Origin of the sequence: Pseudoalteromonas sp. Angola-4 (assembly GCF_028599265.1) — a bacterium.
Taxonomy (GTDB): domain Bacteria; phylum Pseudomonadota; class Gammaproteobacteria; order Enterobacterales; family Alteromonadaceae; genus Pseudoalteromonas; species Pseudoalteromonas atlantica.
Map to the genome: position 1 here is coordinate 496,967 of NZ_JAQREK010000001.1, position 16,137 is coordinate 513,103.

A 16,137-nucleotide genomic window follows, 5' to 3' on the forward strand; every position below is an offset into this window, starting at 1 on the left:
AATTAACCGTGGTAAAAGTTTTACCAGCCGCAATTACGGTCTTTGTTCTGCTCATCTAAATAGCGTTGCAGCGGTGCAAAGTAATCAAGCATAGCGGTTGCATCCATTTGTGGCTTGCCAGTGATGGTTTCAAGGGCTTCTTGCCATGGACGAGAAGAGCCCATTTCCAGCATTGCGTTTAGCTTATCCCCTGCTTCTTTTGAATTATAAATAGAGCAGCGGTGAATGGCTTTATCGTTACCGGCTATTTCACATAAGCTACGGTGAAATTCAAACTGTAAAATATGCGCTAAAAAGTAACGTGTATAAGGAGTGTTGCCTGGTACGTGGTATTTAGCACCTGGATCAAAGTCATCTTCGCTACGTGCAATAGGCGCTTTCACACCTTGGTATTTTTCACGTAGCTCCCACCACGCTTTATTATAATCTTGTGGCTTTACTTGGCCCGAAAATACCTGCCAGCGCCATTGATCAACCATTAAGCTAAAGGGCACAAACGCGACTTTATCTAGCGCCATTTTCATTAGTAAGCCAATGTCTTTTGACTCATCAGGTACTTGCTCGAGTAAACCAATCTCTTTTAAGTAACCGGGTGTAACCGATAAAGCAATGGTGTCGCCAATGGCTTCGTGAAAACCATCGTTGGCACTTTCTTGATAAAATAAAGGTTGTTTATTATAAGCGCGCTGATAAAAGTTGTGGCCTAGCTCATGGTGAATAACAGAAAATTCTTCGCCGGTGCGTTGAATACACATTTTAATGCGTAAATCGTCTTTGCTATCTATATTCCAAGCAGAGGCATGACACTGTACGTCTCTGTCTTTCGGTTTTACAAATAACGAACGCTCGTAAAAAGTCTCTGGCAGTGGCTCAAACCCCATTGAGGTAAAAAAGGTTTCAGCACCTTTAACCATTTTTAGCTCGTCGTAATTATTTTTAGCTAATAGCTCGGTAACATCGTAACCCGGATCGGCGTTTTCTGGCGCGACCACATCGTAAATGTTACCCCACGCTTGCGCCCACATGTTTCCTAATAAATGCGCAGGAATAGGCTCATCTTGGGCTACTTTGTCGGTGCCGTATTTTTCGCCTAATTTAGCGCGTACATGGCAATGCAGTGAGTTATAAAGTGGCTTTACTTGCCCCCAAATGCGGTCAAGCTCGGTTGTAAAGTCATCGGCTGGCATATCGTACTTGCTGCGCCACATTGCGCCGGTATCAGCATAACCTAGCTCTTTAGCCCCTTCGTTTGTAAGGGTTACTTGCTGCTCGTAAAGTGGGCGCATGGGCTTTGAAATTTGGCGCCACCCTTGCCATAAATCAAGTAGCTCGTTGTAATCACGGCTGGTGGCCATTTTTGCGGTCATATCACCAAGGCTTAAACAGCTGCCATCGTCTTTACAGTATTTACCTTTACCGTATAAACCACCTAGCTCTGCCACAATAGTTGAAAGTTGGGCTGTTTTTTCAGCGTCCTGAGGAGCGGGTAAAGTAAGCGCAAGTTTAAGTTTATTAAGCTTGCGGCGTGCATCGTAATCAAGCGCTAAGTCGTCAAATTGTGCTGCCTGATTGGCTAAACGTACGACCGACTCGGTCATTTTACGATTAACTTCGGCAGATAACGCCGAGGTGTCGTGTGTTATAAAGTTTGCGTAAATCCACTCAGCGCGGCTCGACTCTAGGTAAAGCTCACTTAGTTCTTGCTCGGCTTTGGCAATAAATGCATTGGCATCTTGTTTTGTAAGAGGCTTCTCGGTCTGTGCTGAATCGGTAGTGTCTATGGCTATTTCTGCTTCGCAGGCGGTTAGCGCTAATGTACTTGCGACTATGAGGGCGCTCATACTTAGTTTAAAGCGTGGCGTGTTCATTGTATTCCTTTGGTTTATTGTTATTAAGAAAGTGATAATAGCAGCGATGTTTAAAACAATAAAATTAATACGTTAAGGCGTGTGGTGCATCGCGCAATGATTGTATTTAAACTAAGATGGGTCATAATTAAGTTACTATTTTCATTCAATGTAAAAGGAATGTGCTCATGTCAGTATTTATAATATTGCTGGTCGTGGTGGTGGTTATTTTTGCAGTCAAAGATATTCGCCTCAACCTGATCAGCCGTCCTACGTTTAAAATGTTTAAAAAGGTACTTCCGCCGCTCTCGCAAACTGAGCGAGAGGCAATGGAAGCCGGCGATGTATGGTGGGATGGTGAGCTATTTAGTGGTAATCCAGATTGGCAAAAACTGCATAGCTTTCCAAGGCCTGAGCTTAGCGATAAAGAAAATGACTTTATGGATAATCAGGTTAACACGCTACTGGCGATGCTAGATGATTACCAAATTGTACAAAAAGATAAAGACTTGCCAAAAGAAGTCTGGGATTACTTAAAAACAGAGGGCTTTTTTGCGCTGATCATTCCTGAAAAATTTGGTGGACGTGAGTTCTCTGCCATTGCTAATTCAACCATAGTGTCAAAAATTGCTACAAAAAGCTTAACTGCGGCGGTTACAGTTATGGTGCCTAATAGCTTAGGCCCAGGCGAGCTGTTACTGCATTATGGCACAAAAGAGCAACAAGACCGTTGGTTGCCAAGCCTTGCAAGTGGTAAAGATGTACCGTGTTTTGCACTTACCGGCCCAGAAGCAGGCTCTGATGCGGGCAGTATTCCCGACTCAGGCGTAGTGTGTAAAGGGCAGCATAATGGTGCAGAAGTTATAGGCCTGCGTTTAAATTGGTCTAAGCGTTATATTACGCTTGCGCCGGTGGCAACCGTACTTGGCCTTGCCTTTAAAATGTATGACCCAGATGGGTTATTAGGCGATGAAAAAGAGCTAGGTATTACCTGTGCGCTAATTCCTACAGATCACGAAGGTGTAGAAACGGGTGAGCGCCATTATCCATTAAACATGGCATTTATGAACGGAACTACCTACGGTAAAGATGTTTTTATTCCGCTAGATTGGATTATTGGTGGTGAGCAGGGCGCAGGGCGAGGCTGGCGCATGTTGGTTGAGTGTTTAAGTGCTGGGCGCGGTATTTCTTTACCTGCACTAAGCACCGCAACAGGACATTTAGCCTCTAAAATGACTTCTGCTTACTCTGTGGTACGCCAACAGTTTGGTGTATCAATTGGCCAATTTGAAGGTGTACAAGAAGCCTTAGCGCGTATTGGCGGGTTAACGTATACGTTAGAGTCTGCGCGTTTAATGACCGCAGGCGCAATAGATTTAAAACTTAGCCCATCGGTTGTTACCGCCATTGCAAAATACCATATGACCGAAATGGGGCGTACGGTAATGAACGATGCAATGGACATTCATTCTGGTAAAGGTATTCAAGTTGGGCCTAATAACTATTTAGCCCATGGTTATATGGGGATCCCGGTATCGATTACTGTTGAAGGGGCAAACATTTTAACCCGTAACTTAATGATTTTTGGCCAAGGTGCCACGCGTTGTCATCCGTTTGTGTTAAAGGAAATGGAAGCTGCCGCAATGGAAGACGATGATGCAGCACTTGATCAATTTGATAGTTTATTGATGAAGCACATTTTATTTGCTGCCAGTAATGCCGGCATGGCTTTTGTGCATGGTCTTACGCGAAGCTGTTTGGCAAAAGCGCCCGTGTGCGGTGCAACCGCTGTGTATTACAAACAGCTAAGCAGAATGAGCCGAGGGCTTGCTTTTACTACAGATGTAGCCATGTTGGTACTTGGTGGTGAGCTAAAGCGTAAAGAGATGATTTCGGCGCGTTTAGGCGATGTGCTTAGCCATTTATATTTAGCGTCTACTGTATTAAAGCGCTTTGAAGATGAAGGGCGCCAACAGGCTGATTTACCTTTTGTGAAATACGCTATTGAAAATTCTCTTTATGAGATAGGCCAAGCGTTTGATGGTTTTTTCAAAAACTTTTCAAATCCGGTGGTTAACTTTTTACTTAAACGCATTGTGTTTCCGCTGGGGAATCACTACCACAACCCAAGTGATGAAACAGCCCAAAGTATTTGCGAGCATATGACGCAACCTGGGGTGTTTAGAAACCGCTTAACGCACTTATGTTATGTAGATGAAAATGCGGGCACGGGCGTGATGGAAAATGCATTTTTAGCTATGCACGATATGCAAACACAGTTTAAAGAGTTAAAAAACTGGCAACGCAGTGGTAAGGTCCCTGCAACGCTCGACATAGAAGGCGCAATTAATTACGCACTAGAGAATGAGCTCCTTGCGCAAGCAGATGCCGATGCAATGCACCATACCAATAAACTAAGAAAACAAGCAATTGCCGTTGATAACTTTAAACCCGGTGAATTATAACGCTTAAGATAAGCGCTAAACGCAAAAAGGCCTTACATGTGTAAGGCCTTTTTTGTGGTGTATAAGTTAGCGTGCGTAAGGGTCTGCAACTATTTTATCGATATACCATTTCCCTTTTTTACGAAGCATTTTAACGCTGCGCATATCATCGACTTTGTCGCCATTAAAGTAGCCTGTAAAAATGAGGTTTATTTTGGCGTTATCGCCATATTGTTCGCGTACGCTCATGTTGGTCATATCGACTTCTATTACTACTTCATCGTATTGCAGGTTTACTAAGTTTCGGGCAAATTGCTTAGCGGTGCCATAGGATTTCATAATCCGGCTTAGGTTAGGGGTGGCCATTGTGCTGGCTTTTTGTAAATCTTTTTGATTATACAATGCATCAAAGTAAGCGGTGGCTGTATCGCCCGGTGAGTCGCCCAGCGTTTGTACGCTATCGCCACAGGCGGCTAAAAATAAGCATACGATAAAACTTAAATAAGCTGTTATTTTTTTCATGTTGAATGTTTTTAATTAGTTTTTTTAAAGTGTGTGGTTAATTAAACAAGATGTAAAGCAGCACTGGGGAATAAATAGAAAATTGAATCATAAATAATAAAAAAGGATGCCATAAGCATCCTTTTAAGTATCTCAAGGAGAGAAGTTTACTGTACTAATTCTTGCTCGCTAAATTCTTCAGCAAACATTGGGCTAGACAGGTAACGCTCTGTGGCACTTGGTAAAATCACCACAATATTTTTATCAGCGTTTTCTGGCTTTTCAGCAAGGCGTTTAGCGGCAACAACAGCTGCGCCTGATGAAATACCCACTAAAATACCTTCTTTTTTCATTAGCTCATGAGCCATTGCAATAGCATCTTCGTTTGATACTTGCTCAGCACCATCAATCACACTTAAATCAAGGTTACCAGGAATAAACCCTGCGCCAATACCTTGAATTTTATGTGGACCTGGTTTTACTTCTTCGCCGGCAAGCGTTTGGCTAATAACAGGTGAGTTAGTTGGCTCAACTGCAATCGCTTTAACATCTAGGCCTTTTTCGTTTTTAAGGTAACGGCTAACACCTGTAATAGTACCGCCAGTGCCTACGCCTGCTACAAAAAAGTCTACTTTACCATCAAGCGCTTCAAAAATTTCTGGGCCGGTTGTTTCAAAGTGAATTTTAGGGTTAGCTGGGTTTTCGAACTGTTGTAATAAAATGTATTTTTCTGGATCTGTTGCTTGAATTTCTTTTGCTTTTTCAATTGCGCCATTCATACCTTTAGCGCCATCTGTAAGCACTAAGTTAGCGCCTAATGCTTTTAATAGTTTGCGGCGCTCTAGGCTCATTGTATTAGGCATGGTAAGTGTTAATTTGTAACCACGTGCTGCTGCAACAAATGCAAGAGCAATACCTGTATTACCCGATGTAGGTTCAATTAGTTCTTTACCTTCAACAAGCTGACCTGATTTTTCAGCTTCCCAAATCATTGATGCACCAATACGACATTTAATACTAAAGCTAGGATTACGCGATTCTACTTTAGCGTAAACGTTTCCGCCTGTTACGCGATTAAGTTTTACCAGTGGTGTATTACCAATGCTTAGTGAGTTATCTTCAAAAATAGTAGACATAATGTTCCTTTGGATACAATCTGATCAATGTGTTAATAGCCTTTGCTATTAACTATATAAATACACTTTACTGCGAGTTTAAAAAAACTAAAGTAAAGTTTGGCTATAACATATATCTATTGGGCTTATAACCAGCCGAAATAAAAATTAGTTATTATTGTTGCTTTAGTTATTAAAGATGCGGGCTCATTTTTAAATTTAAAGAGTAAATTTCGGCCCGTAGTTAAAAAATGCTCAGAGTAGGCTAATTATTGCGATGTTTTTGTGTGTTATTTGCGCACATGAATATAACTTGAATACTTTTATCACACAATGCGCCTAAAACATGTTAAAAACACTCTATCTATATTCAACTAAGCAATCACAATGAAGTTAATCTTAAAATTAATTGCCGGTATTGTGGCCGGTATTTTGGTCGGGCTATATGTGCCTCTCACAGGTGTTGAGCTTTTATTTACTGTTAAAGAACTTATTGGCCAACTCATTTCTTTTACCATTCCATTAATTATTTTATTTTTTATTGCTTCTGGCATTGCGGGCTTGCCTAAAGGGTCTGGCCATTTATTAGGTAAAACTGTTGGCTTTGCTTATAGCTCTACAGTAATTGCAGGTACGCTTGCTTTTTTATTAGTAAGTGCGGTTATTCCACTGCTAAGTGGCAATATTACGTTTGAAGCCGAAGTTGCCACCGAAATTGGCAGTTTTATTGATTTAGAGATTCCACCGCTGATGGGTGTAATGACAGCACTTGTGACTGCATTTGTGTTTGGTATTGGCATGAGCCAACTTGAATTAGAAACACTTAAAAAAGTGTCTGATCAGGGTCGCGATGTAATCGATGCTTTATTATCTAAAGTAATTATTCCGGCATTACCATTTTACATTGCAGGTGTATTTGCAGAAATGACCGTAGCAGGGACCGTGGTAGATACACTGCAAACCTTTGGTATTGTGCTTATTGCTGCACTTGTTATGCATTGGCTGTGGCTAACCGTATTATATGTTTCTACGGGGATATTACTTAAACGTAACCCGTTGGAGCTCGTTAAAAATATGCTTCCTGCTTACTTTACAGCACTGGGGACAATGTCGAGCGCGGCAACCATTCCGGTGTCTTTGCAATCAAGCAAAGCAAATAACGTAAAAGAAGATGTAGCAAACTTTACAGTGCCACTGTGCGCTACTATTCATTTATCGGGTTCTACCATTACGATTGTGACGTGTGCGATGGCCGTAATGTTTTTATCGCCAAGCATGGAAGTACCTTCTTTAATGGGGATGCTACCGTTTATTATGATGTTAGGGGTAGTAATGATTGCAGCGCCAGGTGCACCTGGTGGAGCAGTAATGTCGGCGCTCGGTTTATTAACTAGTATGCTTGGCTTTAACGAAGGCGCTGTTGCACTTATGATTGCACTTTACCTTGCGCAAGATAGCTTTGGTACTGCGTGTAATGTAACAGGCGATGGTATTATTGCCCTATGGGTAGACCGTTTTAGCGAAAAAGCAGCGTCATAAAAAACTAAAGTACTGGTTTTTAGCAGTTGTAAAATAATGCTAAAAGATGAGGACACCTAAAGCGAAGCAATAATATTAGTTATTGTTTCGCTTTAACTGTGGTAATGTGGCAAATTAGATTGTTTGTCGCGTATTGTTAGGTTAATGAGGGTATTACATTGATTAATGTGCTTTTAGTTGATGACCATGAGCTGGTACGAACTGGTATAAAACGTATATTAGATGATGTACGTGGTTTTAAAGTGGTAGGCGAAGCTAAAGATGGAGAGGCTGCGGTACAGTTTTGTCGCCAGCACGCACCTAATATTGTATTAATGGATATGAACATGCCTGGCATGGGTGGCTTAGAGGCCACTAAAAAGATTTGTCGCTATTGCCCAGATGTAAAAATTATTGTGCTTACGGTTAATTGCGAAGACCCGTTTCCATCAAAAGTGATGCAAATTGGCGCGCATGGCTTTTTAACCAAAGGTGCAGGCTCTGATGAAATGGTTCGTGCTATACGTTCTGTTCATGCAGGTCAGCGTTATATCGCCCCAGAAATTGCACAACAAATAGCCCTTGCGCAAGTAACAGGGCGTACCGATGAAAACCCTTTTCAAAGCTTATCTGAGCGCGAGCTACAAATTATGCTAATGATCACCAAAGGTGAAAAAGCACAAGATATTGCCGAGCGCTTAAATTTAAGCTCAAAAACAGTGAACAGCTACCGTTACCGTATGTTTGAAAAATTAAACGTAGGGGGCGACGTTGAGCTTACTCATTTGGCTATTCGCCATAAAATGATTGATATAGACGTATCTCATTAATTTTTTAATTTATGTCTGAATTCGATCACGCCCAATTTTTAAAAACGCTATCAAGTGAACCGGGTGTATACCGTATGCTTGATAGTGAACAACAAGTTATTTATGTCGGTAAAGCTAAAAACTTAAAAAAACGGGTAAGTAGCTACTTTAGATCTAATCTAACCGACAGTAAAACCCGTGTGCTAGTGAGTAATATTTGCGATATTGAAGTTACGCTCACAAACACCGAAACCGAAGCCCTGCTGCTTGAAAACAACCTTATAAAAAAATATCAGCCGCGTTATAACATTTTATTACGTGATGATAAGTCATACCCCTATATATTACTTACCAGTCATAAACATCCGCGTTTAGCCTTTCATAGAGGCAGTCGCAAGGTAAAAGGCGAGTACTTTGGGCCTTTCCCAAGTGCTGGCGCAGTGTCGGAAAGTTTGCGTTTAATGCAAAAAATATTTCCTGTACGTCAGTGCGAAGATGCCTATTACCGTGCCAGAAGCCGCCCGTGTTTACAGTATCAGCTAAAGCGCTGCTCAGCACCGTGTGTTAATAAAGTGACAGAGCAAGAGTACGGCGAACAAGTTGATTATGTACGTAAGTTTTTAACAGGTAAGTCGCACGAAGTAATAGCCGATTTAATAAAAAAAATGGAAGCGGCGAGTAAAGACCTTAACTTTGAGCTCGCAGCTAAAGTGCGCGACCAAATTATGCTACTGCGCAAAATGCAGGAGCAGCAGTCTATTTCAGGTAATTTTGCTGAAATGGATGTAGTAGGTTTTGCGCACTTAAATGGATTAAATGGGATTCATTTATTAATGATCCGTGATCATAAAGTGCTAGGCAGTAAAACCTATTTTCCAAAAGTGCCTAAAGATTCGGGACAAGAGGAAATACTCACTTCGTTTTTAGGGCAATATTATTTAGCGCCTGGTGCGACAGGGCGCATAGCAAAAGAAATTATTTTACCGTTCGAGATTGAAGAAAGTAGCGCATTGAGTGAAGCTCTTACGCAAATTAGTGAGCGCAAAGTATCGCTTAAAGTGGTTACCCGCGGAGAGCGAGCACAATATCTTCAGCTTGCTAATAAAAACGCATTAAACAGCATTACCGTTAAACAAAGTACCCAAGACTCTATAAACAAACGTTATGCACAATTAAAAGCGACCCTAGGCTTAGATGATATAAACAGAATGGAATGTTTTGATATCAGCCATACCATGGGGGAGAACACAGTAGCCAGTTGTGTAGTATTTGATTCGCAAGGGCCAAATAACAAAGAGTACAGGCGCTACAACGTAACGGGTATAACCGGCGGTGATGATTACGCGGCAATGGAGTTTGCACTGAACAAACGCTACAACAAAGTGGTAGATGAAGACAAAATCCCTGACGTTATATTCATTGACGGTGGTAAAGGGCAACTAGGCCGTGCAGAGCAGTATTTTGCCACGTGGCCACATGCTAAAATGCCGCTGTTAGTAGGTGTAGCAAAAGGCACAAGCAGAAAGCCAGGCCTTGAAACCTTATTAATTGATGGCGGGCGAAAAACGATTCCTATGGATTCGGATGCGCCAGCACTACATTTAATCCAGCATATTCGCGATGAGTCGCACCGATTTGCCATTGCAGGGCACCGTAATAAGCGCCAAAAACAGCGCACGCAATCATTATTAGAAGAGATCAACGGAGTAGGTTCTAAGCGCCGCCAAACATTATTAAAATATTTAGGGGGCATGCAAGGGGTAAAAGCTGCTAATATAGAACAGTTAAAGAAAGTTCCTGGGATCAGTCCTGACATGGCTGAGAAGATATTTAACCATTTGCATGACAAGGGCTAGCCCTTCATGCGAATATAGAAAAAAAGACATATCCAAGTAGTTATGTGGAATATTCCAAACACACTCACAACCTTTAGACTTTTTCTTATCCCCATATTTTTGGTGATATTTTACTTGCCTTATAGCTGGGCGTTTTTTGCTGCCGCTTTTATTTTTTGGCTTGCATCAATCACCGATATACTTGATGGCTATTTAGCACGAAAGCTAGAGCAATCTACGCCTTTTGGTGCGTTTTTAGACCCTGTAGCCGATAAGGTTATGGTGTGTGCTGCACTTGTTGCGCTCTCTGATCATTATCAGTCTATGTATATGACGATTCCGGCCCTTATTATTATTAGCCGTGAAATAGTGATATCTGCATTACGTGAGTGGATGGCCGAACAAGGCAAACGTGGAAACGTTGCAGTATCAAATATGGGCAAAATAAAAACCGCGGCGCAAATGCTGGCGATTATTGGCCTAATTTGGCAATACGATACGTGGATGATCTATTTAAGTTTTGCTTTATTGTATATAGCCACCTATTTAACACTGAGCTCTATGGTGCAATATTTAATGGCTGCATGGAGTGAATTGACCAAAAATTGATTGTAAACGTCTAATAACGCACCGTTTTAGATAAAAAATAATCAAACAGTTCAAAAGTGGCATTTTTTGTGTTGACGCGTTTAATAATCTCTGTAGAATGCGTCCGTGTTGAGAGGGCATAGCCCCTAAGATAAAGAAAACCAAAGTTACTTAGTTAGCAGCGTAAACATCGCAAGATGTTGAATAACGCAGATAATTAAATAATAATGCGGCACTAGCTCAGTTGGTAGAGCGCGACCTTGCCAAGGTCGAGGTCACGAGTTCGAGCCTCGTGTGCCGCTCCAAGTTTTCATTAGGTTGTCCAACGGTTTGGCGGAATGGCAGAGTGGCCATGCAGCGGATTGCAAATCCGTCCACCTCGGTTCGACTCCGGGTTCCGCCTCCATTCAACACTCCACATGCTTTAAATAGCAAACTCGATGCCCGAGTGGTGGAATTGGTAGACACAAGGGATTTAAAATCCCTCGACTAACAAGTCGTGCCGGTTCAAGTCCGGCCTCGGGCACCACTTTGTGGTTTAATTACATCGCCAAGTGTAATTTATAAAAACAATGTTACATAAATTAGATTATGTAATTAAATTTAGAATTAATATGATGCGGCACTAGCTCAGTTGGTAGAGCGCGACCTTGCCAAGGTCGAGGTCACGAGTTCGAGCCTCGTGTGCCGCTCCATATTAGTTTTATCCACTTGCTTTAAATAGCAAACTCGATGCCCGAGTGGTGGAATTGGTAGACACAAGGGATTTAAAATCCCTCGACTAACAAGTCGTGCCGGTTCAAGTCCGGCCTCGGGCACCACTTTTAATTATTCTACCAAGATAATTGAAAGTTAGATAAAATATTAATAAAAGGTTTAATGCGGCACTAGCTCAGTTGGTAGAGCGCGACCTTGCCAAGGTCGAGGTCACGAGTTCGAGCCTCGTGTGCCGCTCCAAATTATTTGGAAGCGTTAAGGCGGAATGGCAGAGTGGCCATGCAGCGGATTGCAAATCCGTCCACCTCGGTTCGACTCCGGGTTCCGCCTCCATTTAATTACTCCACATGCTTTAAATAGCAAACTCGATGCCCGAGTGGTGGAATTGGTAGACACAAGGGATTTAAAATCCCTCGACTAACAAGTCGTGCCGGTTCAAGTCCGGCCTCGGGCACCACTTTTACTAAAGTCCTTTTAGCAAATTAAATACTCCCTATTTTAAATAAATACCCATCTGTTATATAAAAATCACTTTGTTTATGTTTTTTCTATTCTTTAAAGATTAATAGCAATTGGCTTAAAAAAAGACAATCGTGCTTAAAGCAAAGCATACGTATTGTTGTACGTTAGCGTTAGTTGATTAAACCTACATTACTTTCCCTATACCCCTTTGCTGCTGATATAGGGTACTTTTAACGCCGTTTACATCCAATTCAGTTCCATCAAAGCAATTTTGCATACATACGCGACTACCTGATGATATAAACTTGATAGCTAAAGGTGCAACTAATAGCAATTGGTTGTTATGCGCTGATATGTGCGCTCTATTTATTTAAAATAAAGTGTTTTAGAGGTGTATTGCCAAAGCTAAACAGTTTGATAATTAAATACGTTCGTTAATGTATTAGCTGAAGTGTAGGTAAGGGAGGAAATAAAGTGCAAAGCAAAGCGACACAAGGCCGCTTTGCTAAAGTACATAATGCTATAACTTTGTTTGTGCCTTATAAATGGGGTATTCGCTCATTAAACCTTGAATAAGCGCCACGCACATTAAAATAAGCACAATTGAGAAAGGTAAAGCAGTGGTTACTACTCCAGATTGCAGAGCCTGCAAGGCCTGAGAGCCACCTACCCATAGTAATACGGCGGCTATTGCCCCTTCAATCGATGCCCAAAATATACGTTGTGGTACCGGCGCATCAATTTTTCCGCCAGCGGTTATGCCATCTATTACAAGTGAGCCAGAATCAGAAGAGGTAATAAAAAATACTAAAACAAGCACAATTGAGATCACACTAATAAGGCCACTAAGCGGAAGCTGCTCATAAACCTGAAATAGCGTCACAGAGATATCGGTTAACCCGTTTTGCCCAAGTGGGCCAACTTTATCAATAATTTGTGAAATCGCTAAATTACCAAATACCCCCATCCACACTAAGCTTAATAGTGTTGGCAGGCCAATGACGACTAATAAAAATTCTCGCACGGTACGGCCTCTAGAAACGCGGGCAATAAACATTCCTACAAACGGCGACCACGATATCCACCATGCCCAATAAAATACTGTCCAGGCATGCATCCAGTCTTGATCTTCACGGCCAAACGGATTACTAAGCGGAACCATATGTTCTACATATGCACCAAAGGTAAACCATATTGCTGTGATTGAGTCACTAAAAGTAAGCGATATTATGGCTACAAGTAAAATAAATGCACATATAAGATTGATGTTACTAAGTACTTTCACACCCCCTTCAATGCCTTTAATAACAGAAACAATAGCAATACAGGTAACGAGTGCTATAACTGTAATTTGAAAAGCGGTACCGTAGTCAGTGCCCATTAAATAATTAATACCACTTGTTGCTTGCTGTGCCCCTAAACCAAGAGACGTTGCTAAACCAAAAAGCGTGGAAAGTACAGCAAGTATATCAATAACGTGACCAAGCCAGCCCCATGCACGATCGCCAAATAAGGGATAAAACACGGAGCGTATAGATAAAGGAAGGCCTTTATTGTAAGCAAAAAATGCTAAGCTAAGCGCAACAATGGCGTAAATTGCCCAACCATGTAAGCCCCAGTGATACATGGTGGCGCCCATTGCTAAAGAGTGCGCTTCTGGGGTATTTGGCTCTGCGTTCATTGGCATTAAGTACCAATCAGTAAAATAGGCTGCGGGCTCTGCAACACCCCAAAACAGTAAACCTATCCCCATTCCTGCGGCAAATAACATTGCCAGCCATGAGAGATAACCATGTTCAGGTTTTGCATCAACACCCCCTAAGCGAATTTTACCAAGAGGGGAGAGCGCAAGTGCAAAGCAAAATAATACGAAACCATTAGCAATCAACATGAAGTAGCTATCAAATTTATTGATAATGGCATCTTTAGTTGAGGTAAGTGCTTCCCTGACCACTTCAGGGTCAAGCAATAAGGTAAGGGCAACAAATAGTATGACTAAAAATGCGCTTATTCCAAACACTGGGTTATGAACATCAAACCCCCATTTTTGTACGTTATCTTGACCTACCTGATAATCGGTAGTGTCAATACTGTATTTGTTCAATTGGTCATCCATCATGACTCCTTTATATTATAGATAACAAACTTCAATTTTATAGTACGTAAGTAAATCAAAAAGCGCCTATTACTGATATTTAATTATGGTATATATCTCTGAAATACATTAATAAATTTTTATATAGTTTGAAAGGCAAAAAAAAGCGAGCTAATGCTCGCTTAATAATTTTTTAATTTAGCGTTACTTCCACGCGTTAGGATCAACCTCTTTAGCAAGCTTAGGGTGCTTGTCTTTGTCAAACGTAGGTAATACACCTTGCTTGTTTTGCGCGTTGTAATCTTTTGATAACCACACAACAACGCCTGAAAGCATAAACAGTGCAACCACGTTTACAATAGCCATTAGGCCCATAGAAATGTCAGCAAGTGTCCAAATAATACCTAGTTCACCAATAGCACCAAACATAACCATACCTAATACAAGTAATCTAAATATAAACATTCCTTTAGTAGAGTTGTGCTCTAAAAACATTAGGTTTGTTTCGGCATATGAGTAATTCGCGACAATAGAGGTAAATGCAAAAAATAGAATGGCAATGGCAATAAAGTAAGTACCCCAGTCACCTACGTGCTCTTGTAGTGCAGCTTGCGTTAACTCTATTCCTAATACACCCGATTCAGGCACAAGTTGATTAGACAGTAAGATTAATGAGGCAGTGGCTGTACAGATCACAATAGTATCTATAAATACACCTAGCATTTGCACATACCCTTGCGAGGCTGGGTGCGGTGGATAAGGTGTTGCCGTTGCTGCGGCATTGGCTGCGCTACCCATACCGGCTTCGTTCGAAAACAAACCGCGCTTAATACCTTGGATCATAGCTTGCGTTACACCATAGCCAATTGCACCGGCGCCTGCTTGCTCTAAACCAAAAGCACTTTTTATTATAAGTACAATAACATCAGGTAGGGCAGTAAAGTTAATCGCACATACATATATAGCAACTAGCAAATAGGCAAGCGCCATAAATGGAACAACCATTTCGGCAAAACGTGATATTGTTTTTAATCCACCAAAAATAATGATGCCTGAGCCAATTACAAGTGCAATGCCTACTATATACTTAGGTACATCAAACGCTACTTCAAATGCGGCAGCAATAGAGTTTGACTGTACAGCATTAAATACCAGGCCAAAGGCTAAAATTAAGCATAATGAAAACAACACACCCATCCAGCGTTTGCCTAAACCACGCTCCATATAATAAGCAGGGCCGCCTCTAAAGTTGCCATCAGCGTCTTTAGTTTTATAAGCTTGCGCTAACGTACTTTCTGCAAAGCTAGTTGCCATACCTATTAAAGCAATCAGCCACATCCAAAATATAGCGCCAGGGCCACCTAAATAAAGTGCTACGGCAACACCGGCCATATTACCTGTTCCAACACGCGCCGCTAAAGAAGTACAAAAAGCCTGAAAAGAAGAAATCTCATCTCCATCACATTTACGTGAGCCAAACATAACTTTAAACATATGAGGGAATTGTACAAATTGAATAAAGCCTAACCGAATGGTAAAAAAGACACCTGCTGCTATTAATAAGTAGACGAGAACTTGGCCCCAAAGTAAGGCACTTATACTATTTATTATATCTGTCATGAATACTACCTAAGTACATGAGTTGAAAAAGTGCTGGCAACTTACCATAACAAATCAAAAGAGTTTAGTTTTAAAAGCAAAAAAGCAGTCTTATCCACAGGCTTTTGTGGGTAACATGTGTTTTTAATGTGAGGTTCTTATGGGTATAAATTAAATACAATTTTATTCAATAAAACGCTTGCGTATAAAACGTTTCTCCCTATAATGCGACCCCACTGAGACGGCAGAGCGCAACGCATAGCGAGGCACGAGCTACTTAGTGAGTCGAGTAAAACTTAGTTTTAAAAACTTTCAAGTTTAACAAAATTAAGTGTTGACAAAAAAATAGGAAAGCGTAAGATGCGCAGCCCTAGCGAGATAAAGTTTAACGCTTTAATCGCAACGTTCTTTAACAATATAAAGCAATCATCTGTGTGGGCACTCGTACAGATTGAGTTCTAACAGCCAAGCTACTTAGGTAGTGAGGCAAACAAATTTAGAGTCTCAATTGAAACTGAGTGACCAACAGCAATAACTTACTTAGGTTTTACTTAAGAAAAGAATTGCAGCACAGTCAATTCAATATCGAAAGATATTAAATAAATTC

10 protein-coding genes and 8 tRNA genes are annotated in these 16,137 nt (G+C 41.2%); 13 read left to right on the plus strand and 5 right to left on the minus strand.

From position 1 onward, the window contains the following. Positions 1-20: 20 nt before the first annotated feature. The gene (locus PSH48_RS02330) at positions 21-1,868 is read right to left on the minus strand and encodes a M2 family metallopeptidase (RefSeq protein ID WP_121637271.1); all 1,848 of its coding nucleotides are present in this window, start codon (positions 1,866-1,868) and stop codon (positions 21-23) included. A gap of 167 nt (positions 1,869-2,035) precedes the next feature. Between PSH48_RS02330 and PSH48_RS02335 the strand changes: the two genes are divergently transcribed. Next, positions 2,036-4,312, plus strand: a complete 2,277-nt coding sequence (locus tag PSH48_RS02335; RefSeq protein ID WP_138579467.1) for an acyl-CoA dehydrogenase — start codon at positions 2,036-2,038, stop codon at positions 4,310-4,312. A gap of 66 nt (positions 4,313-4,378) precedes the next feature. Here PSH48_RS02335 and PSH48_RS02340 read toward each other — a convergent pair whose 3' ends face one another. Continuing rightward, positions 4,379-4,813: a hypothetical protein gene (locus PSH48_RS02340; protein ID WP_029773124.1), complete on the minus strand. Its 435-nt coding sequence runs from the start codon at positions 4,811-4,813 to the stop codon at positions 4,379-4,381. A gap of 146 nt (positions 4,814-4,959) precedes the next feature. Then, positions 4,960-5,928, minus strand: a complete 969-nt coding sequence (gene cysK / locus PSH48_RS02345; RefSeq protein ID WP_004589513.1) for a cysteine synthase A — start codon at positions 5,926-5,928, stop codon at positions 4,960-4,962. A 366-nt stretch (positions 5,929-6,294) separates the two neighbouring features. Between cysK and PSH48_RS02350 the strand changes: the two genes are divergently transcribed. From PSH48_RS02350 to PSH48_RS02405, 12 genes are all read left to right on the plus strand, one after another. Further along, positions 6,295-7,446, plus strand: a complete 1,152-nt coding sequence (locus tag PSH48_RS02350; RefSeq protein ID WP_273610818.1) for a dicarboxylate/amino acid:cation symporter — start codon at positions 6,295-6,297, stop codon at positions 7,444-7,446. Positions 7,447-7,604: 158 nt separating this feature from the next. Then, complete coding sequence (gene uvrY / locus PSH48_RS02355; RefSeq protein ID WP_004589511.1) at positions 7,605-8,255, plus strand: UvrY/SirA/GacA family response regulator transcription factor; 651 nt, start codon at positions 7,605-7,607, stop codon at positions 8,253-8,255. Between the two features lie 11 nt (positions 8,256-8,266). Beyond that, positions 8,267-10,090, plus strand: a complete 1,824-nt coding sequence (uvrC, locus tag PSH48_RS02360; RefSeq protein WP_004589510.1) for an excinuclease ABC subunit UvrC — start codon at positions 8,267-8,269, stop codon at positions 10,088-10,090. Between the two features lie 42 nt (positions 10,091-10,132). Beyond that, positions 10,133-10,678: a CDP-diacylglycerol--glycerol-3-phosphate 3-phosphatidyltransferase gene (pgsA, locus tag PSH48_RS02365; RefSeq protein WP_024033647.1), complete on the plus strand. Its 546-nt coding sequence runs from the start codon at positions 10,133-10,135 to the stop codon at positions 10,676-10,678. Between the two features lie 208 nt (positions 10,679-10,886). Next, positions 10,887-10,962 (plus strand) — tRNA-Gly (locus tag PSH48_RS02370). 27 nt (positions 10,963-10,989) lie between these two features. Then, a tRNA-Cys gene (locus tag PSH48_RS02375) sits at positions 10,990-11,063 on the plus strand. Positions 11,064-11,099: 36 nt separating this feature from the next. Beyond that, a tRNA-Leu gene (locus PSH48_RS02380) sits at positions 11,100-11,186 on the plus strand. A 90-nt stretch (positions 11,187-11,276) separates the two neighbouring features. Continuing rightward, positions 11,277-11,352, plus strand: a tRNA-Gly gene (locus PSH48_RS02385). A gap of 39 nt (positions 11,353-11,391) precedes the next feature. Further along, a tRNA-Leu gene (locus PSH48_RS02390) sits at positions 11,392-11,478 on the plus strand. A 60-nt stretch (positions 11,479-11,538) separates the two neighbouring features. Next, positions 11,539-11,614: transfer RNA gene (locus tag PSH48_RS02395), tRNA-Gly, on the plus strand. Between the two features lie 19 nt (positions 11,615-11,633). Beyond that, positions 11,634-11,707: transfer RNA gene (locus tag PSH48_RS02400), tRNA-Cys, on the plus strand. Positions 11,708-11,744: 37 nt separating this feature from the next. Then, positions 11,745-11,831, plus strand: a tRNA-Leu gene (locus tag PSH48_RS02405). Between the two features lie 525 nt (positions 11,832-12,356). Here PSH48_RS02405 and PSH48_RS02410 read toward each other — a convergent pair. After that, entirely contained in the window at positions 12,357-13,952 is a 1,596-nt protein-coding gene (locus tag PSH48_RS02410; protein ID WP_273610821.1) for a BCCT family transporter, read from the minus strand. Positions 13,953-14,135: 183 nt separating this feature from the next. Further along, the gene (locus PSH48_RS02415; protein WP_273606909.1) at positions 14,136-15,551 is read right to left on the minus strand and encodes an alanine/glycine:cation symporter family protein; all 1,416 of its coding nucleotides are present in this window, start codon (positions 15,549-15,551) and stop codon (positions 14,136-14,138) included. Positions 15,552-16,137 lie beyond the last annotated feature (586 nt).